A 23963-nucleotide genomic window follows, 5' to 3' on the forward strand; every position below is an offset into this window, starting at 1 on the left:
TGCACACAAGGTTTTGTTTACCTATTACTCAAAATCCGCTATAAAGACCACCCGAATCGCACCTGATCACATCTCCCCTCACATGAAACTCATCCTCGCCCCAATGGAAGGTCTCACCGACCCGCCCATGCGTCGTCTACTCACCGAAGTCGGTTCTTACGACTGGTGCGTGACTGAGTTTATTCGCGTGACCGATCAGCTTCTACCCGCCCATGTGATTCACAGCTACTGCCCTGAACTACACAATGCCTGTAAAACAGACAGCGGCACACCCGTACATATCCAGTTTTTAGGCAATGATCCAGTTGCTTTGGCAGACAATGCTGCTTTTGCGGCGGAGCTTGGAGCACCTGCAATTGATCTGAATTTTGGGTGTCCAGCAAAAACTGTCAATCGCCATCGTGGCGGTGCGGTGCTCTTGGATGAACCCGAGGTGATTTACCAGATCATCAGCGCGGTTCGGCACGCTGTACCCGCCCATATCCCTGTCTCCGCAAAAATGCGCCTAGGCTATCTTGACGATAGCCGGACACTGGATAATGCCCGGGCGATTGAGGCAGCGGGAGCAGCGTGGCTAACCATTCATGCCCGTACCAAAACGGATGGCTATAAGCCGCCTGCGTATTGGGAAAAGCTGCCTGCAGTACGCGCAGCCGTCAAAATTCCCCTGATTGCCAACGGTGAAATCTGGACCATAGATGACGCTACGCGCTGTCAGGAAGTATCAGGATGTGTGGATCTCATGCTAGGTCGCGGTGCAGTCACGCGCCCAGATCTGGTGAATCGCATTCGTGGTCAAGCTGAGATTGACTGGGCGACATTGCTTCAGTTGCAACTCGACTTCTTGGACAGTCCAACCAAGACTGATGCAGGACTTGTTGGACGCTATAAGCAGTGGCTGGGGATGCTCACACAAGGTTATAGTGAAGCCGAACTGTTGTGGGCTAAACTTAAAAAAGCCAAACAACTCAGTGAACTGCGGGCAGAAATTCAAACCGCTTTAGCTTAAATCACGCCATTATTTTCCCATCTCAAAAAATCCATGGTACAGAACTTGCTGGATGAAGACTCCTTCCACCTTGTGAGTTCTACGATGAAATTACAATTGTACAAAACCTTCTGGGGTTTTCACGGGCCTTTATCCGAAGCCTTTAACACAGTTCGCGAAGCAGAGTTCGATGGCATTGAAGCCCCGATCCCTCATGATCCAGCCAAGCGTGAACGCTTCGCAATCGAAGTCGCCGAATCAGGTTTAGGACTGATCGCAGAGATCTGTACAGCTGGCAGTTATGTACCTGAGCGCAGCGCAACGATTGCCGATCACCTTACTGATCTTGAAGCAAAAATTATCAATGGCAAAGACCTTAAGCCGCGCTTTTTTAATGTGATGGCAGGTTGCGACGCATGGTCATTGGATCAGCAAATTGATTTTTTCTCACGAGCCGTCGATATCGCAGATCAACATGATGTGATCTGCAGTTTTGAGACGCATCGCGGACGTTCTTTTTTTAATCCATGGGTCACCCGTGATGTCGTGCGTAAAGTACCCGCTCTCAAATTGACCTGCGACTTTAGCCATTGGGTCGTTGTCTCAGAACGATTGATGGACAGTGAGTGGGATACGATTGCTGAACTTGCGCCACATGGCCATCATGTCCATGGTCGGATCGGTTATCCGCAAGGCCCGCAAGTTCCTCATCCAGCAGACCCCGCTTATGCCGATTGTCTAGCATCGCATCAACGCTGCTGGGAAGCAGTGTGGGATGCACAGCGCGCGCAAGGCTATCAGATCAGCACCCTAACCCCGGAATGTGGTCCAGATGGCTATACCCATCAGATCCCCTTTACAGGTGAGCAAGTGGCTGACATTTGGCAGATGAATCGCTGGATCGGAGACACCGAAAGAGTGCATTTTTTGCACCATGACAGTGCTTTTTTAAAGCGTGCCGAATCCAGTATTGCTTAAATTTTGTCACAGCATTGATTCGCATTCATTTTTAAAAAATGGCATGTCCTTTGCTTTTATGAACATTAATGATTTGTTTTTAGCGCGTATGACGCGTTATTGATAACCCACCGTTTGGGACGACCCAGACATCATGGTGCTTACTTTTTCTGGACGACCAGATTCAGTCTGAGTGTTTACGCCATGTACCATGCACCAGCAACACATTCACAAACAACCGTAACACCCGCGCCACCGACATCGCATCATTTCGATCAACTACCGATTATTGATATTTCAGGGTTATACAGTCCTGATCTTTCCGTTCGCCTCCACACCGCAGAAGCCCTCGGTAAAGCCGCGCGTGAAGTGGGATTTTTCTATATCAAAGGCCATGCGGTATCCAAATTAATGCGTAGCCACTTGATTGAGCAAACTCGTGATTTCTTTGATCTGCCTTTAACTGAAAAAATGCGCTACTACATCGGAAACTCAGGGAATCTGGCCCATCGGGGCTATGTTCCGGAAGGAGAAGAAGTGTTCGCCACGGGCAAGCATGATCGTAAAGAAGCTTTTGATTTGGGCTTTGAACATTCAGTCGATGACCCTGATGTGATTGCAGGAACACCGATGCATGGGCTCAATATCTGGCCGGAGCAGGAAGGGTTTGAGGCAGCGATTCGCACCTATTACCAAGCCGTCTTTGCACTGGGTCAAACCCTTTTACACGGTTTTGCGCTCGCACTGGGGCTGGCCGAAGAAGCGTTTAATGGCTTTATCCAGAACCCCACCTCCCAATTGCGCCTGATTCACTACCCTTTTGATGCCAGCGCCAGCGATAGTCCAGGTATCGGTGCGCACACAGACTATGAGTGCTTCACTATTTTATTACCCACGGCACCCGGACTAGAAGTCGTCAATGGCGAAGGCAAATGGATTGATGCCCCGCCCATGGAAGATGCCTTTATTGTCAATATTGGCGATCTCATGGAAATCTGGAGTGGTGGCACGTTTGTCGCCACCGCTCATCGCGTGCGTAAGGTCAGCACGGAACGCTATTCATTTCCGCTCTTTTTTGGTTGTGACTACCACACCCATGTAGAACCATTGCCAGCCTTTGCCACAGCGGAAACGATTCAAAAATATCCAGCACTGAATGCCGGTGAGCATCTGTTTGCCCAGACCGCGCAAAGTTTTGGCTACCTCAAGGTCCGGCTCAACAACGGCTCACTCAAACTGGGTCATCAAGCACGACCGCTAAACTCCTTTGGCCCATCTGAGCACAAGGTGTAAGGCAAATATTTCGATTCAGCAACAAAGCACGTAACACCACTGTAAACAACGATTCACTTTTTTAACTTTAAATCCGCGGGGAAACATCATGACAGCATCTAAGACTCAACGCTTCATCAAACGGACTGCGCTTGCAACGCTCATCCTGAGCACAGCAGGGCTCCACATTTCACACGCCCAAGCGGCGCCGCTTAAAATTGGCTACAGCGATTGGCCGGGCTTTGTTGCTTGGCAGATCGCGATTGATAAAGGCTGGTTAAAAGAAGCCGGTGTTGATGCAAGCTTCCAATGGTTTGATTACTCTGCATCACTGGATGCCTTTGCCGCAGGCAAACTCGATGCAGTCGGTGCAACCAATGGCGACATGCTAGTCACAGGGGCTGGCGGTACTAAAGGCGTCATGGTACTGCTCACCGACTACTCCAGCGGCAATGACATGGTCATCGGTACACCGGCGATTAAATCCATTAAAGACTTAGCGGGTAAATCAGTCGGTGTCGAACGTGGACTCGTCGATCACCTACTACTGGTCAATGCACTCAAAAAAAATGGCGTCGCTGAATCCTCGGTCAAACTGGTGAACGGTAAAACCAATGAATTGCCGCAAGTCTTGGCTTCCGGCAGTGTCGCCGCAGTCGCCGTGTGGCAGCCTGTTGCAAACCAGACGCTCAAAGCCGTTGCAGGCTCACATCCACTCTACACCTCAGCCGATGCACCGGGGTTGATCTATGACGGAATCACCGTCAACCCTGCCAGCCTTGCCGCCAAGCGTGCAGACTGGATCAAGATGGGCAAAGTCTGGGATCGCGTCGTGAAGTACATCAATGACCCGAAAACTCAACCGGATGCGGTGCGTATCATGTCTGGCCGTGTCGGCGTTGCACCTGCGACGTATCAACACTTCTTGAATGGCACACATTTACTCGATCTCACAGCCAATCAAAAAGCCATGGTTAAGGGCAAAGGCTTTGATTCAATCTATGGCTCAACCTATTTCGTCAATCAATTTAACGTCACGACAGGCGCCTATAAACAATTGCTCAATGCAGACAGTTTCATTGATCCGAATGTCGTGCATGGCAAATAAGACTGACCAAGACTGAAAAGCGCTATCAGTCAACAAAATATCCACTGAATCCTCAAGCGACGTCTTACCGCCTGAGGATTTATTTTTATAAATAAATTAATTATATCAAAATGAGTTTCAACGGGAATGGCTAAAAACCACAATCCTAAAAATTAAAAAAATAACCCATCTTTTTTTGAATCCAAACGCATCCCGACTGCGTATATCTCTAGGTAGCACCCACAATCAATATCTGACTTGATTGCACCTTACCTAATAATTTTGAGAAAGGATGAACCCCATGAATAAGTTATCTCTCGCCCTCGCTCTAACGGCATCTATGACTCTAAGTAATGTTGCTCTGGCTGATAGCCCTGTACTGGTCGGCGGGCAAAGCATGCTGCCCAGCAAAGACATTGTAGACAACGCGGTCAACTCTGCGGATCACACGACTCTTGTTACGGCGGTTAAAGCGGCAGGTCTGGTCGATACGCTAAAAAGTAAAGGACCATTCACCGTATTTGCACCGACGAACGCAGCTTTTGCCAAGCTGCCTGCTGGCACGGTGGATACACTCTTGAAACCTGAAAACAAAACCACCTTAACCAAAGTACTGACCTACCATGTCGTGCCCGGTAAATATGACTTCGCTGCATTGTCTAAACTGATTGCCAAAGAACAGGGTAAAGCGAAACTCAAAACCGCCAGTGGCGGCACCTTGACCTTCAGCATGAATGGTGCGCATAACATCCTCGTGTGGGATGAAAAAGGTGGTTATGCCAACATCACCACTTATGACGTCTATCAATCCAACGGTGTGATTGATGTGATCGATACTGTATTGATGCCGCAATAATATGGATTGCACAACATCAAATCAGGCTTCTTTATAGAAGCCTGATTCTTTTATTTTTAAAAATTACTCTGACGTTGAGAATGCGCGATTCCACCAGACGATGGCTAATAACCCAATCGCAAGGGCAACGGCAGAAAATCCCAGAAGGTGATAAAACAGCGCCCCGCTGATCGCGCCCAGCGCAAACGCCAGCACTGCAGGCAGCATCTTTCTGATGCGCTTTTCCTCGGCACTATTATTGCCACGATGACGCACGAAATTAATACTATCGATCACCACTTGGGTCACGTTACCCGTCATGACGGTGGATGGTGCAAGATCATTAAACACCAGTCGGCCACTGGCATTCTGTATCCCCATCGCAATCACACCCATCATTCCAGTCACAATGCTCAGTAGACTATCAGGGTGGGACCGATCTGGCAGCATCAAGCCTAATACCATAAGCAACAGTAGAAAAAATGCTTGAGCCAGTAAAAGGGGGGAAATTGCCGACCGCTGACGTCGCTCGCAGAAGTGAACGATCAGCATAGTGAGACCAATAGCCGCAATAAACGTTGGCAATGCCAAAAGTTTGGCGATCAAACCACCGTGCTGACTCACGATCGACGCGCCGATCAGAACAAAGTTGCCTGTGACATGCGCCATAAATAAACCAGCAAAAGCAACAAAACCGATGGTATCGATATAGCCCGCGATAAAGCTCAGTAGCACTGAAACCCTAAAATTGGGATTAATCATCACTTCTGAAGATGCCATACAAGCCTCAACACACCCAAGAGAGCGCCACCAAATTCAGATGAGAATATCCCAGTTTGGTGACATGCCATACCCCTTGTTTGCATCATCTTCAAAATATAATGCCCTAACCACGGATAATTTTACCCGTATAGAGCACTGCACCTGTCGGTTGCCCTGTCGGTGATCCATTCTTTGGCTCTAGGCTGATTGCAAGTGTACTGTCCTTGACGACCAGATCTGCGGCAACTCCTGAGATAGTCGCTTGACCATTTTTGATATGCAGTACGCCCAGAGAACGTGGGACGGTATTGCCCTGAATACTCCAGAGCTCTAGATCACGACCTGAAGGAACGGCTTCTGTATTCAGCGCACTCAAAACTAAGGTCTGTCCTTGCTGACGTACAACCCATGCTGGCGCATTTTTATCCGTGCTAAGCACCGCTACATCATGACTCACAAGTTGTACTTGTGCTGTCACAGGAGGCTGTAGCGTTATTCCTTCAGGACGAACCAGAATAAAGAGCGCAAGGCCAGCCGCTATCGCTGAACTCGCCCACGCCCAAGGTTTCCAATACCCGTCATTCGCCGCCTTGACTACGACAGGTTGTGCTGGATCAGACGACAAAGGCACGATAGCATCAAGTCGTGCTTCAATTTTTTGCCAAACTTCGGGTGGTACGTGTCGAGGAACCAGAAGATGAGTCAGCGGGTTCAAGCGGCGCTCCCATGCATAGGTTAACCGACGAAGCGCAGGTTCCTGCTGCAAGCGAGCCTGAAAACGTAACCGTGCAGATGCCGATAAAGTGCCCAGTACATATTGAGCAGCGATCAGGTTTAAAGGCGATTCTTCTCTGTCCATAACGTCATCATGTCGAGTCATTTTATAGGGCTCCCATACATTTCTTGAGAAACTCTAGACCGCGACGGATCCATGTCTTCGCGGACCCCAGCGGGACAGTTAGATGAGTAGCAACTTCCTGATGCGTCATCCCATCAAAAAAAGCTAGTGATACACAATGGCGCTGCTGTTCATCCAACTCCCCCAAACAAACCGATAATAGGGCATGATGATCTTGATAGAGTACATGGGTCAGAGGATCATCTTTTTCAGAGGTTAGGGCGTCATCATCCTGAAGTGGTAACGTCTCCACAGGTGCACGGCGAATGCGGTCTATACATCGATTACGCGTGATCGTGGATAGCCATGTGCGCACAGAACCCCGCTCAATATCGTATTGATCAGCGGCATGCCAGATCGTCAAAAAAACCTCTTGCAGTACCTCCTCAGCGCTATCTCGCTTACGTAACAAACGCAATGCCACCGCGAATAAGTGAGGCGAGGTTTGATCATAAAGCTGGCGGAATGCCTGACGATTACCTTGGCCAATTTGCAACAATAAAGTCTGTTCATCCACAAGTGGTGCAAACATGATCTTGATCCATACCAATGAGTAATGTGATGCCGTGCAGATAATATCGGCAGCATACATCGTTGATGATAAAAGAAGTCGCACCCATCGATTAAAATCAAGTGGGCGTGGTCATCTCAAAGGTATTACGCAAAAAAGATGTTTTTGGATTCAAAAATATTTTTATATTTTGTTATGCGCGCTAATCCTAGGAGTTCAAAATCATTTGAACTACAAAAGATCACTATGGGGGGGATGCAATGAATCCAGATGAGAGAGGTATGATCCCCTCATGTTCAGTCAAGAAACATTAATGTTTTTATTCACGCGTCAATGGCCCAAAACACTGATCATCAGACTCCCCAAAACACATTTTCACCTGCTTGCCATCAGGACTAAAACGTGCAAATAAGGTGGAATGCGTCCCTGACTGTCCCGGTTGCCCGCGGCAATCGTTCGAACCGTTATCCGTGGCCACTGTATTCTCAATCCGGTAATAGCCTTTCGGGCTAGGCTCAGCGGAAACCGTGTACAGACTCTCGCCCACTTCTGCGCCGCTTGCAAAGCCTAAACGATTATTAGCTTTAAAGTTATATAGCTCTGAACAACCCGCGTTTGGGGTCGTCCACTTCCATACGCCCAAAATCGGATGATTGGATGCAATCAAAGCAGGATCCTCTGCATAGCTCAGTGAACTACACAACAGCGCTGCGGCAAGGTAAATCTTACGCAAAGTCATTCTCCATATTCAACAAAACCAGAACTCACTTAGAACGACTGACATGGTCTTAAAATGAATTCGATCTATCCATATCTCAAGGCGAAAGTAAATCCTCGACATCCAGTCACATGTGAAGTCAAAAATCTATTGACTCTGTAAATGCATCTTCATACTATCAATCGCATAATAGCGAATCTTAGAAGTAGATCACAATAATTTCAAAAAATGCACACAAAAAGGACCAGACATCGAAAATCATGGACAAAAATACCTGTAATACCTCACGACGTCACTAAAACCATTAGTAATCATCCACAGTAAGCAAATCAGCCACAATGACTTGCGGTAATCATGATGAACTGCATGTTTTTTTTACCCGCTCAAGCATTGAAGTGACTGAAAGTGAGCAACGCCATGAATAACGACGTATCAAAAATTTACGAAGTCAGTATCTTCGAAGCTGCGCCCACACCTGAACCGCGTTTATCACGCATTCTAAAGAACTTGCCTGGACGTGACTTTGCACTAAATCAGCTTAAATACGCAGAACAACGATTGCTGCATGAGATCAAACATCGACTGGATTTGATGGAGCCAACTGAAGCTGATCATGCCTTAGTCGATCATTCAACCTCAGGACAGCTCAGTGCGCGACTCTCCGAGCTGCTGGAAAACTCACAAATCCAGACCCGAGAGCAAGCGGAATACAACTATTTCTACACCATTCTAGAGTCATTAGTACCCGATCAAGCCCGTATTCTGTCAGCGCTCTCTGAAGGAATCGGCTATCCACTCATTCATGTCGAAGCTGGTACTCGATTTGTGTGGACGCATTATGCGGTCGAGTGCGTCTCCAGTGTCGGCAAGAACTGCGGTGTTCAATGCGCGGATCTCACCCATATTTATGTCCAGCATTTACGCAATATGGGGCTCGTCAGAATTGAACCGGTTGAACACAGCCAAACCATGAAGTATGAAATATTAGAAACTGAACCTGTGGTGCGCAAGGTCCTTGAACAACTGAAAAAAAATGGGCAGCGCAGCAGGATTATTCGGCATACACTACGCATATCCGACTTCGGGGAACGCCTCTGGGCAGCATGTCAGCGTTAAATACGTTGAGTAAAAAATGCTCGTAAACTGATGAAAAATAAGCACCACGCCATTAATGGATAGGAATAACAAGAAATGCAAACATGGTCAGAAATAGTCGTCGATGTGCAGCAAAACTGGTGGCTCTACGCCTCCATGCCTTTTGTTGCCGCGATCATTGGCTACGGTACCAAAATCGTCGCAATCAATATGATGTTCAGACCGCTGGAATTCTTTGGGATTAAGCCTTACTTGGGCTGGCAAGGGATAGTACCGCGTAAGGCCGCCGTCATGGCAGGGATCGCTTGCGATACGATGACCACCAAACTGATCAGCCCCGAAGATATTTTTAATAAGCTGGATCCCGATCGGATTGCCAAAGAAATCGAAAAACCACTGCTTGAGGCCATCGAAGATATTACCCGTGAAGTCGCTATACACTACTCCCCGGGTCTTTGGGAAGTTGCACCGCAATCCGTCAAAAATAAGATCATTCGCCGGATTCAAGACGATGCACCCAATATCGTCAATAACATCATGAGTGATATTAAAACCAATATCGGCTCCGTATTTGACCTCAAAGACATGGTCGTCACCAGCCTTTTACGTGATAAACAGCTCCTGAACCGAATCTTTCTAGAAGCGGGCAGTGGCGAATTTCGCTTCATTCGTAACTCTGGGGCACTCTTTGGTTTCGTCATCGGTATCGTGCAAGCCGTGACTTGGGCATTGACGCACTCCCCGTGGGTGATGCCTATTTTCGGTCTATTCACCGGTTGGTTTACGGACTGGCTCGCCTTGAAAATGGTCTTCAATCCCAAGCAGCCGACCAAATACTTGGGTGGTCTGATTCAATGGCAAGGCCTGTTTTTGAAGCGTCGTCATGAAGTGTCTGCAGAATATGGACGCCTGATTGCCAAAGAGGTCGTCACACCGCGCAATATCATCGACTCCATACTGCGCGGTCCCTTGTCAGATCGCCTGTTTGGGATGGTTCAAAAACATGTGCAGTTGGTCGTAGATGAACAATCCGGAATGGCGAAGCCTTTTGTCGTATTTGCCGTAGGGAGTGGTCGCTATCAGGAAATGAAGCTTTTGGTTGCTCAGGAGATCATCAAACGCTTGCCGGAGACCCTAAAAAATATCGAACAATATGCTGAAGATGCCATGGATCTGGAACGAACTCTGGCCTCAAAAATGACCGAACTCACGCTGGAGGAATTTGAAGAACTCCTCCACCCAGCATTTGAGCAAGATGAATGGATTCTGATTGCGGTGGGTGCAACACTCGGTTTTTTAGTTGGGGAACTACAAGTGATACTCATGGAACACTTTGCTCGATAACTTCTCATGAGCGCTGCATGGAGGGGAATACCCCCCTCCTCTCGCAAAAATATCAAATCAATAATAATTTTACAGAATCAATCATTCGCTTAAAGACATTCCCTTCTTGCACATGATTCAATGCGATCAAAGGTACCGTGCCGAGAACGTGACCATCCAAGGTCGCAGTCATCGACCCCACGTGTTGATTTTGAGTGATGGGTGCCTTGAGGTGCGTGATCAGGGTCGTTTGAATCTGCACATTCTGACGCTGACTACGCGGAATCGTGATGGCAAAGGGCTCTGCAGTCCCAATATCCAGCGTATTGTTCTGACCCAACCACAGCGGCACAGTTTTCAGGACTTGGTTTTTGGCGCTCAGATTCAGCGTCTCAAATTGATTAAAGCCCCACTCTAATAATGCTTTGGACTGAATACCGGATTCTGCTCTGGTTTTCGTACCTAGAACGGCGCTAATCAAACGCATACTACCGATCTTCTGCGTGACAACGAGGCAATATCCTGCTTCATTGGTATGCCCTGTCTTCATGCCATCAACCGTAGGGTCGGCCAGTAAGGGATTATGGCTTTCAAGCAAAATGGCGGGGCTATAGCGATACTGGCGTTGACCATAAATGGGGAAGTATTGCGGTTGCTCATGGATGATGGCTCGCGCCAAAGTTGTCAAATCATACGCACTGGCATAATGTCCAGACATCGGCATGCCCGAGACGTTCATGAACTGGGTATGGTGCATGCCGAGTTTCTTGGCTTCAACATTCATGCGCTCAGTAAAGGCCTGTTGACTCCCTCCCACATACTCCGCAGCAGCTCGGGCTGAATCATTGCCGGATTGGATGACGATACCGCGCAGCATATCCAGTAAGGGTGCCGAACCATTCAACGGAATGCGCATACAGGACTCACCCAGTTGGCTCTGACAGAGGGCTGTGGCATTCATACGAACAATATCCTGCTCTTTGAAACGACCACTACTTAAATCCTGCCCAATAATATAACTGGTCATCATCTTCGTCAGTGACGCGGGAGGCAACTCGGCATCGGGATTTACTGAAGCCAGCACTTGTCCAGTGGAATAATCCAGTAGGGCGTAAGCTTTGTTATCCAGTTGAGGAAACGCTACGGTTGGAGGCAGTACTGCATATACAGGTGCGGATAGGGTGATCGCCATCATGAGTCCGACATGGCGAGAGGATAAAAATAACGTCATAAAAAACTAATCATTGTGTAAAGAAATCAAAAAAACATCGTGCCAATCGGTCACGATGACGGTAGAAATCACGTTTTGTTTAAGGTGAAATCCAAAAGAATCAGGATCGCGATCACAGAAATGGATTGGTCGTAGATTTAAACCCAGCTCTTTAAAAAGCCATCGCGATGAATGTCATGTACCGCCAGGAAATCACGCGTGTGTTGGACCCACTCATCGTGATCAGCGAGATCTAGCTGTCCACGCAAGAGTTGCCAGCGTAAATAAACGAGCCAAGTATTGAGCACGTCGCCTTCACAGTACTCTTTGAGCGCTTGCCACTGACCCGCTTGCACCTGACTACTGACATCTGCGCCACTCACGCCTTGTTTGCCGGGCAGACCAAAGAGCTGCGCAATATCATCCAAACGCTGGAAGTTACGGTTGTTAAAGAGTGCCATGGCATCCATCAGATCGGTATGTCGGGTTTGATAACGGTTCTGATAATTATCATAACGCCGACTGGTGTCATGCTCGCCCTGATCGAGGAAGCGTGGCGCGGAGAGCTTGTGATACATGGCCCGATAGAGCAAAACGGGCACATCAAAACCGGCGCCGTTCCAACTCACCAGCGTTGGAAAGTGTTTATCAAACACACTAAAAAACCGCGCGATAATATCCCGTTCAGACAAGTCCTGCTGGCTAAACGAAAACAGTTTCATCTCGCCTGATCCAACCCAGAGTCCAGAGATACAGACTACTTCGTGAAAGGGCAAGCGTGGAAAATCGGTACTGCCATCATAACGCCCGAGTGCTTCGCTACGCCGCAACAGCGATAAAGCCTGCAGCGCCTCGGGGGTAGGTAAATCCAAGCCATGCATCCGCTGGCCAGCTTTGACATCAGGGATTGTTTCAATATCAAAAACCAAAATCGGCTGATTCATCATATGACTAATCCTCGTCTTTATTGTTCAGCACGTCCGGCGTTTCAAACTACTCATCAATGACAGAATATAACCCTGTTGATAAATAACGATCACCGCGATCACAGATAATGCAGGCGATGACCGCCCCTGGGTTTTCTTCAGCGATCTTGATTGCGGCCCATGCGGCTCCCCCTGAGGAAACACCTGCAAAGATCCCTTCTACACGCGCCAATTTGCGCATGGTTTTCTCTGCCTCGATCTGCGGAATGTCCATGGTGCGATCCACCAGCTCAGGCTTAAAGATCGTCGGTAGGTATTCTTTAGGCCAGCGACGTATACCTGCAATCTGGGCACCATCCGCCGGTTGTAAACCAATGATTTGAATATCAGGGTTTTGCTCTTTTAAATAACGCGCAACTCCCATAATCGTTCCGGTCGTCCCCATGGAACTGACAAAATGGGTAATTTTGCCTTGCGTTTGTTGCCAGAGTTCAGGGCCTGTGGTTTTGTAGTGGGCATCCGAATTATCTGGATTGCCGAACTGATTGAGTACACGACCTTTGCCTTCCGCCTGCATTTGCAACGCCAGATCCCGTGCTGCTTCCATCCCACCGCCTTGCGCAGGCACTTCAATCAAAGTCGCACCGTACGCCAACATGGCATCCTTGCGTTCTTGAGTGGAGTTATCCGGCATAATCAGAATCATGCGGTAACCCCGCATGGCAGCGACCATGGCCAGTGCAATACCAGTATTACCACTGGTGGCTTCAATGAGGGTATCCCCGACTTTGATATCGCCGCGCAACTCAGCCTGCATAATCATATTGTACGCAGGACGATCCTTCACCGAACCTGCCGGATTATTGCCTTCAAGTTTTGCAAGGACTGTCGCTTGGGTATGCTCCGCTAGGCGCTGTAAACGAACCAAAGGGGTATTGCCAATAGTCGAATCAATCACCATAGATGTCAGAGCCGGTGAGGAAGTTGACTCTGTTTGCGTGAACTCACTGGAGGGAACGACGGATTGCAGCATGGCAATATACTCAAACAAAATATGAAAACGTTGAACAGATGAGATTGTAGAGAAAAACCGATACTTTTGCACCGCATCAGGTGTAATCATTGTGAATGGGCTAAATAGTTTGAGATTTCAATCCTGACTGGATAACTATGCTAAAACCGATTTAGAATGCTAAGTTCAATATGACAAAATAATAATCTTAAGTTTAGTCTCGTAAGAGTAACGATGCAGCACGAGAACTGATAAGGAATTGCAGTATGGCCTCGGCTCAAACAAGTTGGTTTCATCGTCTGAGCATTCAAAATGCTTATGGGCAATTAGTCGCGCTGATTTTTGTGCCGATCACGATCCTGACTTTGATTGGTGCCTCACTGGTTATTTCCGAAACCGCACGGGCCACCAAAGCCGAACAACGCAGTCGTGCCGAAGCGGTATTAGCGCGCTACCAACTGGCCAGCAAAACCCTGATTCCTCTCCTCGAACAACCCGATGGTGCAGGCAAAGCACGAAATATTCTGCAAAATATCCTTGGCGAAGAAAATGTCAAACGCGCAGCGCTGATCGATATCCATGGCATTCCCCGTTTAAGCATGGGCTATAACGCTGATGCAGACTGGGCCAAATTCTCAATCAATCGCCAAACCTTTGGTCCACTGCCCAGTAGCGTTGGCAACAATTATGGCCTCAGGGTGGGCTTTGCTACCGATAGTCCGATTTGGCTCGTCATCGATATGGATAACCAGCCCTTAGAACTCGCACGCTATCGAGTCTGGGGTGTACTGGTGATTACGGGCTTAATTACCTTGCTATTACTGCTGCTCTGCCTGAGTTTCTATTCAACACGCTGGATCAGCCCGATTTATGAATTACGCATGCTGCTCCAGCGCCTTTCGATTACTACGCTCAACCAGCCTATCGAAAGTAATAGTTATGGCGAAATGCGCTTGCTGCAAAAAGACTTTGGTTATTTTTTAAGACGCCTACATAGCAGTGTGGTCGAGCTGCAAGCCTACAGTGATCAAACTGAAGATGACTTGCGCCAAACGCTTGATACGATTGAGATGCAAAACATCACCTATCGCCAAGCCCGCGACTCTGCACTACAAGCCAGTACCACCAAGTCCGTCTTCCTCGCCAACATTAGCCATGAACTGCGCACTCCGCTCAACAGTATTGATGGTTTTATTAATCTATTGTCACGGCGCGGTGAACTGTCCGATGAACAGACCTTGTATGTACAAACCATTCGTAAATCCAGCGCCCACTTACTTGCTCTGATCAACGATGTGCTGGATTTCTCAAAAATTGAAGCAGGCAAACTCGTACTTGATAAAGCACCCTTTAATTTAGAAGAAACCGTGTTTGATGTCATCGACATGCTAACGCCACTGGCCAGCGAGAAAAATCTCAATATTGCGGTCTATTTTTATGACGATGTCCCACGTCAGGCTCAGGGCGACGCCTTACGCCTCAAGCAAATTCTGACCAACCTCGTCAGTAACGCAATTAAATTTACCCAGCAAGGCGAAGTGATTATCCGTGTGCGCTTGGATGACCCCGCTCAGCAACCGCAGCGCATCTACCAGAACCTGATTCACTTCTCTGTACAAGACAGTGGCATTGGGCTTGGTAGCATGGAAAAAGATCAACTCTTCCAATCCTTCCACCAGGGCGATCCTTCGGTGAATCGCCAGTATGGTGGCACAGGATTAGGCCTTGCCATTGTGCGCCAGCTTGCACAGCTCATGGGCGGTGAAGTGGGTTTTGAAGATAACGCCGAGCAAGGGGCAACCTTCTGGTTTACCGCGCTCTTGGGTGTGACCCAAGAGAACTTCGTCGATTGGCCACAGTTCAATGGCCGCCGTGTGCTGGCACATATTGAGCATCGGGCTAGTCTCAACGTACTCCGTGCTTATCTTGGACATATGGCAGTTGAACTTGAGCAAGCCAGCTCACTCCCTGATCTATTTGGGCGTTTGACCGCGTTTGAAGAGGAAACCCAAGGCCGAGGCTGGGTCATTACCGATGCGGATGCCAAAGATACACCCGCGCTCCTGCGCGAAATCCGTACCCGTTATAGCGGTGCTCTAGTGATTTATGGCTATCAAATGGCGATTGACCCTGTAGTGCTGACAGAATACCAAGTTCAAGCGCTGTATCAACCCGTCAGCCGTGTTGGATTACTCAGCGTCCTAGAACCGAAGAACAAGAATGAACTCGCCGCCGCGCCACGTTTTGAAGGACGTAACTTGCATGTCCTGGCAGTAGATGATCATGCACCGAATCTCTTGGTTCTGGATGCACTGTTGGGTGATCTGGGCATTCAAACCACAAAAGCCAGCAGCGGTCTTGAAGCCATCGAATATATCGAATCGCGCTTGCATCCTGAATCTCCTGAAGCACCTTTTGATTTGATCTTTATGGATATTCAAATGCCACGCATGTCAGGGCTTGAGACCACGCAGCGTATACGTCTGCTAGAGACCGAATATGCCGAAACTTATCACGAGCAACAGCATACGCCGATCATTGCCCTGACTGCCCATGCCTTAAGTGACGAGCGCGAACGCCTCCTTGCCGCAGGGATGGATGATTATTTTAGTAAACCCATTCAACAAGCCCAACTGGTCGATATCCTCGAACGCTGGACAGGTCAGTTTGCAACCAACAGCCCCAATGCCTACTTTGATAACAGTGCGATTGAACCCGTCTCTCACCCCATTGTTGATTGGCAGCTCAGTCTTAAACTGGCGGCAGGTAAAGTCGATCTGGCACGCGATTTATTACGCATGTTGATTGAAGCATTGCCTACAGACAAAATGGAGTTGATCGCCAGTTGGGAGAGTCGAAATTTTGAATCGCTCATGTCGGAAGTTCATCGTCTACATGGTGGTAGTCGCTACACCGGCACACCCACTTTACGTAAAACAACAGGGGTTATGGAACGGGCATTAACCGCAGCACAAAAAAATGGCACACTGATTAATTTTGAATCCGAAACAGCGTTAAAAACTGAACTTTTGGTAAATTTTTCTGCAATGATAGATGCCATTGACGCCGTTTTAGCCTATCCTTTTGAGCAGGTCGGATTAAGTGTCAATCCACCCTAAAATCTGTTAACTACTTCTCTTATCAGGCTTATTTAGAAGAGATGCTCACCAACAAGGACTTTATACGTGATGATGATTTGGTTTACGGTTTTACTCTACCCCGCCATATTACTCATGCTGGCGACATTACTGCGTCGACGTGTCAGTTTCCTCATCATGCTCTGGACACAACTCTTAATCTTACTCATCCCCTTCATCCGATTCTTGCTTGGACTAGAGCCTTTTACAGGATTTTCCAATAGCCTACTGATGCTGGTATTCTGGTTATTTGCCGGTTTATTGACAGGGTGGCCTTTGGCTGAACGCTTGCGTCGCTATATTGATCAGCGCCGCGAAACAATTACCAGTACAATCATCTTGCCTCAAGCTTTCCGCAGTGCATTACTGGCGACCGTCATCACGACGCTACAGAGTTTATGCTGGCAGAAGCTCTCGCTGGCTTGGCCACTGTATCAAAAGCCTATTGGTGATTGGCTGGGTGTACTGCCGACCTTAATCATTTTAGGTCTTTGCCTATTGGTTGGCTTGATTGGCTTGCCGCGTTATATCAATTCGGTTTTTTATCGGCGCTAAATATTACTCAAGCGCTCGATAGCGCTCTTGATGCCTTAATCATGGTAATGCTCGACATTTGCCATACCCTACTGGATGCTGACCTATGTCTCTTGTTTTCCTGCAAAAAAAAGGCGCTATCGCCACCGTTCAATTGAATCGCCCCGAAAAACGCAATGCCATGAGCTTTGCGCTGCTGCGTGAGCTGGTACAAACTGCACGTCTGATCAAGAAAGATAAATCCATTCGTGTGGTGATTCTGACTGGTGTGGGTGAATCCTTCAGTTCAGGTATTGATTTAACCGATCTCAATGACAAAAAAAATGCCATTTTTGCGGTATGGGAACTGATTAAACCGGGCCAAAGCCTCTTCCAAAAAGCATTTTTGGTCTGGCAAGACCTTCCTGTACCTGTCATTGCAGCATTGCATGGGCATTGCTTAGGCGCGGGCATGCAATTGGCACTGGCTGCGGATATTCGAATTGCTACGCCGACCTGCAAGCTGTCGATTATGGAAAGTCGTTGGGGCTTAGTACCCGATATGGGACTCACCCAAACCCTCAAGGGCATCGTCCCGCTGGATGTCGCGAAAGAACTGACCCTGACCGGACGGGTATTAACGGGTAAAGAAGCAGAAAAACTGCATCTGGTCACGCATCTTGCCACGGACCCTCTGGCTGCCGCAGAAACGCTTGCGCAAGAGTTCCTCACGCGCTCTCCTGATGCCCTACTTGCTGGCAAACGCGTATTAGATGCGATGCAGCATCATCCGAAGCGTGCACTGCGTCTGGAAAAAATCTGGCAGCTTAAATTACTCATGGGCAAGAATCGTCAAATCGCCATGCGTAAAGACAAAAAACCAGAGCTGGAATACCAACCCCGTCAATACCACTAAAACGGGTCTGTAACGATGAGCAATGCCGCAAAAATTGCCTTTGTCGGGATGGGACTGATGGGCAGTCGCATGAGCCTGCGCCTGCTGCAAGCCGGTTTTGAAGTCGGTGTTTGGAATCGCACCGTCAGCGCAACTGAACCGCTCATTATACAGGGAGCGATACTACTCCCTGACTTAGACCATCTGCAGGACTTTTCAATCATCGCGCTTTGTCTGGCCGATGATGCTGCTGTGGAGGCCATAGGGCTCAAGCTTCTGGATCAAATCCAGCCCGATCAGATCATCGTTGATTTTTCCAGTAGTTCGGTCGCACTGACTCAGCGCCTTGCCAAGCTAACACGTGAAAAAGATGCGCATTGGATCGATGCGCCGGTTTCTGGTGGCGTTATCGGTGCCGAACAAGGCACGCTCGTCATCTTTGCAGGTGGTGATGCCCATGTTATTGGGCATCTTGCCCCTTTCTTTGCCCCACTTTCGCAGCGGGTGACTACCATGGGCGGTAGCGGCAGTGGTCAGGCCACCAAGATTTGTAACCAACTGATCGTCGCAGCGACCAGTACCTTGATTGCCGAAGCCATTGCGCTGGCAGAAAAATCGGGCGTGAATGCCGCATTATTCGCCCCCGCTATGGCTGGCGGTTTTGCCGACTCTAAACCCTTCCAAATCCTTGCACCCCGTATGGCGACACGTCAGTTTGAACCCGTGCAGTGGAAAGTGCAGACCTTAGAAAAAGATCTCAACAATGCCATGACACTTGCAGCCGATCATGGACTTAGCCTACCCGTGGCTCAGCGTGCGCTAGGCCAACTTCGTCAGCATGCAGCACAAGGCTATGCAAGCGATGATTTATCGAGTTTAATTCAAGGAATTGAATTCAAAAGCTAAAATATCGAGTACACCCATTTTATGCCTCATTTCTCTGCCAATCTATCCATGCTGTACACCGAAGTGCCGCTGAAAGAACGCTTTGCACTGGCACGCCAGTCGGGTTTTGATGCTGTAGAAATTCAATTTCCCTATGAGCTGACTACGGATGAGATACAAGCAGAGCTGACGCAGCATCAACTCAAATTGGTACTGATCAATGTTCCGGCGGGTGATCTGATGCAAGGCGGAGATGGGCTTGCAGGTATTCCTGGGCGCGAGCAAACCTTTAGGCAAGCGGTGTTTGAGGCATCGCATTATGCGCGGACACTGCATGTGCCTCGAGTCAATATCTTAGCAGGGCGCCAACCTCTGGATACCGACTTGTTACCCTGCCTGCATGTCCTTGCCGCCAATACCCGTTTTGCCATGGATGTGTTTGCAGGATCAGGAATCAGTACCGTGATGGAAGCGATTAATGGAGTAGACATGCCGCGCTTCCTGATTCAAAACATCGTGCAGATGCAAGAGATGCTGGAAGCCATTAATACGCCCAGCGTGGTCATCCCGTTAAAAATGCAATTCGACTGCTATCACATGGCGATGATGGGAGAAAATTTAGACAGCGGCCTAAACGACAATATCCAGCAGATTGGTCATATTCAATTCGCCGACTGTCCGCATCGCCATGAACCCAATACGGGCAATATTGATTATCCGCATTTGTTTAAGTTGATTGATTCATTGGGTTATCAAGGTTACTGCGGCGCGGAGTATCGCCCGTCGAAACAGACTTCGGAAACGTTGGACTGGATGCACTGGATTTAAAAGAGATTTAAAAAAGCCAACAATGCAAAACATTGTTAGCTTTTTTTGTTGCCCGTTTTACGACTCGCTCTTACTGGGTCACAAAATCTCTTGCAAACGAGACACCAACGCTTGATTCTGCTCAGCCGTCCCAATCGTAATCCGCAAAAATTGATCAATACGTGGCTTCGCAAAGTGACGCACAATAATGCCGCTCTCACGTAAACCTTTAGCAAGGGTCACCGCCTCATACTGAGGATGACGTGCAAAGATAAAATTGGCGTGAGAGGGCAACACATCAAAACCTAAACCTTGTAGCTTGCTCACCAAGTCTTCCCGCAGATCAATCAATGCCTGACAAGTGGATTGGAAATAGGTATCGTCTTCAAAAGAAGCAACGCCGCCCGCAATCGCAAGGCGATCTAACGGATAGGAGTTAAAGCTGTTTTTAACCCGTTCCAGCGCTTCAATCAGATGGGCTTGCCCAAACACCACCCCTATCCGTAAACCCGCCAATGCGCGTGATTTTGACACGGTATGACAAACCACCAGATTGTCGAACTCGTTGATCAATGTAATTGCCGATTGACCACCAAAATCGATATACGCTTCATCAATCACCACCACCGATTCCGGATTATTGCTCAGCAATTGTCGAATTTGATCCAGCGTGAGCAACACGCCTGTTGGCGCATTGGGATTGGCGAGAATAACCCCACCGTTAGGAATCTTATAATCATTCACATCAATGCGAAAATCAGCGTTAAGCGGAATCTGCACCGTTTCAACCGCATACAACTGGCTATACACCGGATAAAAACTATAGCTAATATCTGGGGATAAGATCGGTAAGGACTGCTTAAAGAACGCCGTATAGATATGCGCCAAAACCTCATCGGAGCCATTGCCTAAAAACACCTGATTGGTGGCAAGACCATGATAAGTTGCTATCACTTGCTTCAAGCTACTGGCATCCGGATCTGGATAGAGACGCAAGATGTCCCCATCCGATCCTAAAGCGCTGATCACCGCTTCACGGACCTTAGGTGATGGCGGGAATGGGCTCTCATTGGTATTGAGCTTGATCAAATTATTGATTTTTGGCTGCTCACCCGGCACATAAGGCACAAGGTCTCGTACCAAAGGGCTCCATAGACGTTGCTTCATCGGGATATCAACTGAACTCATGATTGCTCCCCAACGCGATAGCGTGCCGAACGCGCATGTGCATCCAGTCCTTCCTGCTGAGCAAGAATATCCGCAGCTTGTGCCAATGATTGGCTACCAGCGGGTGAACAATGAATGATGCTGCTGCGTTTTTGAAAATCATAGACCCCAAGTGGGGACGAAAAACGTGCCGTGCCAGACGTAGGCAACACATGATTTGGACCCGCGCAATAATCGCCGATCGCCTCTGGAGTATGACGACCCATAAAGATCGCGCCTGCATGACGAATTTCAGGCAACAGGCTGTCTGGATCATCCACACACAGCTCTAAATGCTCAGGCGCGACCCGGTTAATCAATGCCAGTGCTTCTGCCCGATCTTTAACCAGAATCAATGCGCCGCGATCATGGGTTGAAGTGCGTGCAATTTCTACACGCGGTAAGGTCGGCAATAACTTCTCTACGGATGCCGCAACTTGCTCAAGCAAGCCTGCATCCGTCGTGACAAAGATCGATTGGGCAATTTCATCATGTTCGGCTTGCGACAGCAGATCCATGGCCAGCCAGTCCGGATTGTTCTGCCCTTCCGCATAAACAAGAATTTCAGAAGGTCCAGCGATCATATCTATCCCGACCTGCCCAAATACAGCACGTTTTGCTGCCGCGACATAGCGATTGCCTGGCCCGGTGATCTTGTCCACTTTGGGGATCGTTTCTGTGCCATAGGCCAATGCCGCAACTGCTTGTGCGCCGCCGATGGTCAATACGCGATGAACACCAGAGAGATACGCTGCTGCCAGTACTAATTCATTGAGCTCGCCCTTTGGCGCTGGCACGACCATGATGATCTCTGTCACACCAGCCACTTGGGCCGGGATCGCATTCATGAGTACCGATGAGGGATAGGAGGCTTTGCCACCCGGCACATAAATGCCAACGCGATCTAGGGGGGTGACTTTTTGTCCCAGTACATTGCCCAATTCATCGGTATATTGCCAGCCGTCCTGCTTTTGCGCAGTATGAAAACTACGAATCCGCGCCGCTGCCAACTCCAGCGCAGTGCGTACCGTTGGATCAAGTCCCTCAAAGGCTGCTTTGAGCGCAGCTTGGGTCAGTTCAAGTTCAGCAAACGTTTGAGCAGGATGCTGGTCAAACTGTTGGGTGAGTTTAAGCACATGCGCATTGCCATGAGTACGGACATCATGAATGATCTGGTCCACAGTATGAATCAGAACTGCATCATTCACGGTTTCAAAAGCGAGCAAACTATTCAGTTGCTCATCAAAATTCACATCCACACTCGACAGGCGACGCATCATTGACCGCATCCACTTTTTACAAAAATTTAAGGATGCGATTTTAACTTGTTTTTGACGAGAATGTGGGAGGAATTATACGTTAATTACACGACAAAATATGTGACCTATTTATCATAAAATCAACATCATTCAACCAGAATATCTTATCGCTTTAGTTTAAGAGCTGTAACCATTTCGCCGTATAAATAGATTTTTGAAGCAATTATCTCTACGCTTTGTTGGTTTCATGTGGTTTATCCACACCTTATATATTTCATCAAGAGAGATGCCAATGACATTCCCCATTAAAAAACTAACAGCAGTGATGCTCGGCCTCAGTCTCAGTGTTGTGTCCTATGCCGCTGAAGACGCGATTAAAGTTTCTAAAGACAAAGATTACAACCTTGATGCAGACTTAAGCTACTTGCTCAATAATTCGAATAATACCGATGGCACTTCATCCAATAAACAAAGCATCGCTGGGCATGTGACGTTTAAACGCATGCAGGGCGATTGGGGACAAGAGTTTAAAGCAGAGGCGATTGGCAGCAGCGACAATCAATCAACAGACAATATTGAGCGCTATCTGGCTTCCGGCAAATTGATGCACAGCGAAGGCAGCTATTATGAATTTGGCAAGCTGCAATGGGAAAAAGACTTAAGCAGTGCCTTTGACTATCAAACCTATCTGACCGGTGGAATCGGTAGCGAGCTATATCGCGATGATGTGCAATTTCTGACTGGCGAAATCGGCGCCGGTGTGCGCTATAGCGTGGAGCGCCAGCCACCCAAGGATGATAAAACGGAAGCCATTGGGACGCTCGCCGCGCACTATGAACGAACTCTAACCAAGACCGTCAACTTTGCCCAAGACTTGGGTTATGACTATGGCGCGTCCTCCAACACCTTCCGTTCACGCAGCGCATTATCGATGATGATGACCGACAAGCTTTCTGGCCTGCTCAGCTTTGATTATAAAAAAATCAGTTCAAACGAAGGGGATTCAAACAGTTCATTAACCGCTTTCGGCTTAAAATATAGCTACTAAATTGCTCTAATGCGATGAGTCACATCGCTCACTTAAAAAAAATCGCAGTCATCCTACTGCGATTTTTTATGGTCAGGCGCTTGATAGAGTCCATGCTATTTTCTGCTAATATCGAGATACTGGGCCAACGCTCAGATCACAACATCCCACACATGACAGCAAGGACCGTTCCCATGGCTTATGACACGAATAATATTTTTGCCAAAATACTCCGTGGAGAAATCCCGTGCACCAAAGTCTACGAAGATGAACATACTCTGGCATTCATGGACATCATGCCGCAAGCGGACGGGCATACCTTGGTGATTACCAAAGAACCCGCGGAAACCCTGTTAGACCTGTCCCCAGAAGCGGCTACCGCCTGGATTAAAACTGTTCAGAAAGTCTCTAAAGCGGTGAAGACTGCGATGGATGTTGAAGGCTTTGTGCTCATGCAGTTGAATGGTGCAGCAGCAGGACAAACTGTACCGCATGTCCATTTCCATATCCTGCCAAGCTCACTGGGTGCACTGATGACCCGCGCGCATGGTGCAAAGATGGGCGATATGGCCCAGATTCAAGGATTTGCAGAGAAGATTAAAGCGGCATTAGACGCTTAAAGCGATAGAGGTGAACGCCC

At 48.3% G+C, this 23963-nt stretch carries 23 protein-coding genes; 14 read left to right on the top strand and 9 right to left on the bottom strand.

The genetic code is table 11. The features are described from left to right. Positions 1–82: 82 nt before the first annotated feature. The 5 genes from ACLHG7_RS09275 (at position 83) to ACLHG7_RS09295 (ending at position 5160) form a co-directional block, all read left to right on the top strand. The gene (locus ACLHG7_RS09275) at positions 83–1009 is read left to right on the top strand and encodes a tRNA dihydrouridine synthase (protein WP_410210745.1); all 927 of its coding nucleotides are present in this window, start codon (positions 83–85) and stop codon (positions 1007–1009) included. A gap of 84 nt (positions 1010–1093) precedes the next feature. Then, positions 1094–1966: a sugar phosphate isomerase/epimerase family protein gene (locus ACLHG7_RS09280; RefSeq protein ID WP_410210746.1), complete on the top strand. Its 873-nt coding sequence runs from the start codon at positions 1094–1096 to the stop codon at positions 1964–1966. Positions 1967–2149: 183 nt separating this feature from the next. After that, positions 2150–3238: an isopenicillin N synthase family dioxygenase gene (locus ACLHG7_RS09285; RefSeq protein ID WP_410210747.1), complete on the top strand. Its 1089-nt coding sequence runs from the start codon at positions 2150–2152 to the stop codon at positions 3236–3238. Positions 3239–3326: 88 nt separating this feature from the next. After that, on the top strand, positions 3327–4325 hold the full coding sequence (locus ACLHG7_RS09290) for an ABC transporter substrate-binding protein (RefSeq protein WP_410210748.1): 999 nt from the start codon (positions 3327–3329) through the stop codon (positions 4323–4325). A gap of 280 nt (positions 4326–4605) precedes the next feature. After that, positions 4606–5160, top strand: a complete 555-nt coding sequence (locus ACLHG7_RS09295; RefSeq protein ID WP_410210749.1) for a fasciclin domain-containing protein — start codon at positions 4606–4608, stop codon at positions 5158–5160. Positions 5161–5223: 63 nt separating this feature from the next. Here ACLHG7_RS09295 and ACLHG7_RS09300 read toward each other — a convergent pair whose 3' ends face one another. The 4 genes from ACLHG7_RS09300 to ACLHG7_RS09315 form a co-directional block, all read right to left on the bottom strand. Beyond that, the gene (locus tag ACLHG7_RS09300; RefSeq protein WP_410210750.1) at positions 5224–5919 is read right to left on the bottom strand and encodes a YoaK family protein; all 696 of its coding nucleotides are present in this window, start codon (positions 5917–5919) and stop codon (positions 5224–5226) included. Between the two features lie 106 nt (positions 5920–6025). Continuing rightward, on the bottom strand, positions 6026–6760 hold the full coding sequence (locus ACLHG7_RS09305; protein WP_410210751.1) for an anti-sigma factor domain-containing protein: 735 nt from the start codon (positions 6758–6760) through the stop codon (positions 6026–6028). Positions 6761–6782: 22 nt separating this feature from the next. After that, the gene (locus ACLHG7_RS09310) at positions 6783–7331 is read right to left on the bottom strand and encodes a sigma-70 family RNA polymerase sigma factor (protein WP_410210752.1); all 549 of its coding nucleotides are present in this window, start codon (positions 7329–7331) and stop codon (positions 6783–6785) included. Between the two features lie 298 nt (positions 7332–7629). After that, positions 7630–8043, bottom strand: a complete 414-nt coding sequence (locus ACLHG7_RS09315; protein ID WP_410210753.1) for a hypothetical protein — start codon at positions 8041–8043, stop codon at positions 7630–7632. A gap of 402 nt (positions 8044–8445) precedes the next feature. Between ACLHG7_RS09315 and ACLHG7_RS09320 the strand changes: the two genes are divergently transcribed. After that, positions 8446–9144, top strand: coding sequence for an Abi-alpha family protein (locus tag ACLHG7_RS09320; protein WP_410210754.1), 699 nt, complete (start codon positions 8446–8448; stop codon positions 9142–9144). Between the two features lie 75 nt (positions 9145–9219). Beyond that, positions 9220–10467: a DUF445 domain-containing protein gene (locus tag ACLHG7_RS09325; RefSeq protein WP_410210755.1), complete on the top strand. Its 1248-nt coding sequence runs from the start codon at positions 9220–9222 to the stop codon at positions 10465–10467. 52 nt (positions 10468–10519) lie between these two features. On the opposite strand, the gene ACLHG7_RS09330 is transcribed toward ACLHG7_RS09325, so the two are convergent. From ACLHG7_RS09330 to cysM, 3 genes are all read right to left on the bottom strand, one after another. Continuing rightward, a complete protein-coding gene (locus ACLHG7_RS09330) occupies positions 10520–11677 on the bottom strand; it encodes a D-alanyl-D-alanine carboxypeptidase family protein (RefSeq protein ID WP_410210756.1) in 1158 nt (385 codons plus the stop codon). 137 nt (positions 11678–11814) lie between these two features. Continuing rightward, positions 11815–12600, bottom strand: a complete 786-nt coding sequence (locus ACLHG7_RS09335) for a 3'-5' exonuclease (protein WP_410210869.1) — start codon at positions 12598–12600, stop codon at positions 11815–11817. 49 nt (positions 12601–12649) lie between these two features. Further along, a complete protein-coding gene (gene cysM / locus ACLHG7_RS09340; protein ID WP_410210870.1) occupies positions 12650–13543 on the bottom strand; it encodes a cysteine synthase CysM in 894 nt (297 codons plus the stop codon). A gap of 317 nt (positions 13544–13860) precedes the next feature. On the opposite strand from cysM, the gene ACLHG7_RS09345 reads away from it, so the two are divergent. The 5 genes from ACLHG7_RS09345 to ACLHG7_RS09365 all read left to right on the top strand — a co-directional run bounded on the left by ACLHG7_RS09345 (position 13861) and on the right by ACLHG7_RS09365 (position 19852). Next, entirely contained in the window at positions 13861–16713 is a 2853-nt protein-coding gene (locus ACLHG7_RS09345) for an ATP-binding protein (RefSeq protein WP_410210757.1), read from the top strand. Positions 16714–16782: 69 nt separating this feature from the next. Next, positions 16783–17286 carry a hypothetical protein gene (locus ACLHG7_RS09350; protein WP_410210758.1) on the top strand — a complete coding sequence of 168 codons (504 nt, stop codon included), beginning with the start codon at positions 16783–16785 and terminating at the stop codon, positions 17284–17286. 85 nt (positions 17287–17371) lie between these two features. Next, positions 17372–18160 carry a crotonase/enoyl-CoA hydratase family protein gene (locus ACLHG7_RS09355; protein ID WP_410210759.1) on the top strand — a complete coding sequence of 263 codons (789 nt, stop codon included), beginning with the start codon at positions 17372–17374 and terminating at the stop codon, positions 18158–18160. Between the two features lie 15 nt (positions 18161–18175). Beyond that, on the top strand, positions 18176–19045 hold the full coding sequence (locus ACLHG7_RS09360; protein ID WP_410210760.1) for an NAD(P)-dependent oxidoreductase: 870 nt from the start codon (positions 18176–18178) through the stop codon (positions 19043–19045). Positions 19046–19066: 21 nt separating this feature from the next. Next, positions 19067–19852, top strand: coding sequence for a hydroxypyruvate isomerase family protein (locus ACLHG7_RS09365; RefSeq protein ID WP_410210761.1), 786 nt, complete (start codon positions 19067–19069; stop codon positions 19850–19852). A 78-nt stretch (positions 19853–19930) separates the two neighbouring features. On the opposite strand, the gene hisC is transcribed toward ACLHG7_RS09365, so the two are convergent. After that, positions 19931–21019, bottom strand: coding sequence for a histidinol-phosphate transaminase (gene hisC / locus ACLHG7_RS09370; protein ID WP_410210762.1), 1089 nt, complete (start codon positions 21017–21019; stop codon positions 19931–19933). After that, on the bottom strand, positions 21016–22314 hold the full coding sequence (hisD, locus tag ACLHG7_RS09375) for a histidinol dehydrogenase (protein WP_410210871.1): 1299 nt from the start codon (positions 22312–22314) through the stop codon (positions 21016–21018). The genes hisC and hisD overlap by 4 nt, the downstream gene beginning before the upstream one ends. Positions 22315–22588: 274 nt before the next feature. Here hisD and ACLHG7_RS09380 point away from each other — a divergent pair, with 274 nt between their 5' ends. Together ACLHG7_RS09380 and ACLHG7_RS09385 are read left to right on the top strand one after the other, a co-directional pair. Next, positions 22589–23344 (top strand): YdiY family protein, encoded by a 756-nt coding sequence (locus ACLHG7_RS09380; protein WP_410210763.1) that lies wholly within the window; start codon positions 22589–22591, stop codon positions 23342–23344. A 173-nt stretch (positions 23345–23517) separates the two neighbouring features. Beyond that, positions 23518–23943, top strand: a complete 426-nt coding sequence (locus ACLHG7_RS09385; protein ID WP_410210764.1) for an HIT family protein — start codon at positions 23518–23520, stop codon at positions 23941–23943. Positions 23944–23963 lie beyond the last annotated feature (20 nt).

The organism is Aquirhabdus sp., from assembly GCF_046462495.1.
In the GTDB taxonomy this organism is placed as follows: Bacteria; Pseudomonadota; Gammaproteobacteria; order Pseudomonadales; family Moraxellaceae; genus Aquirhabdus.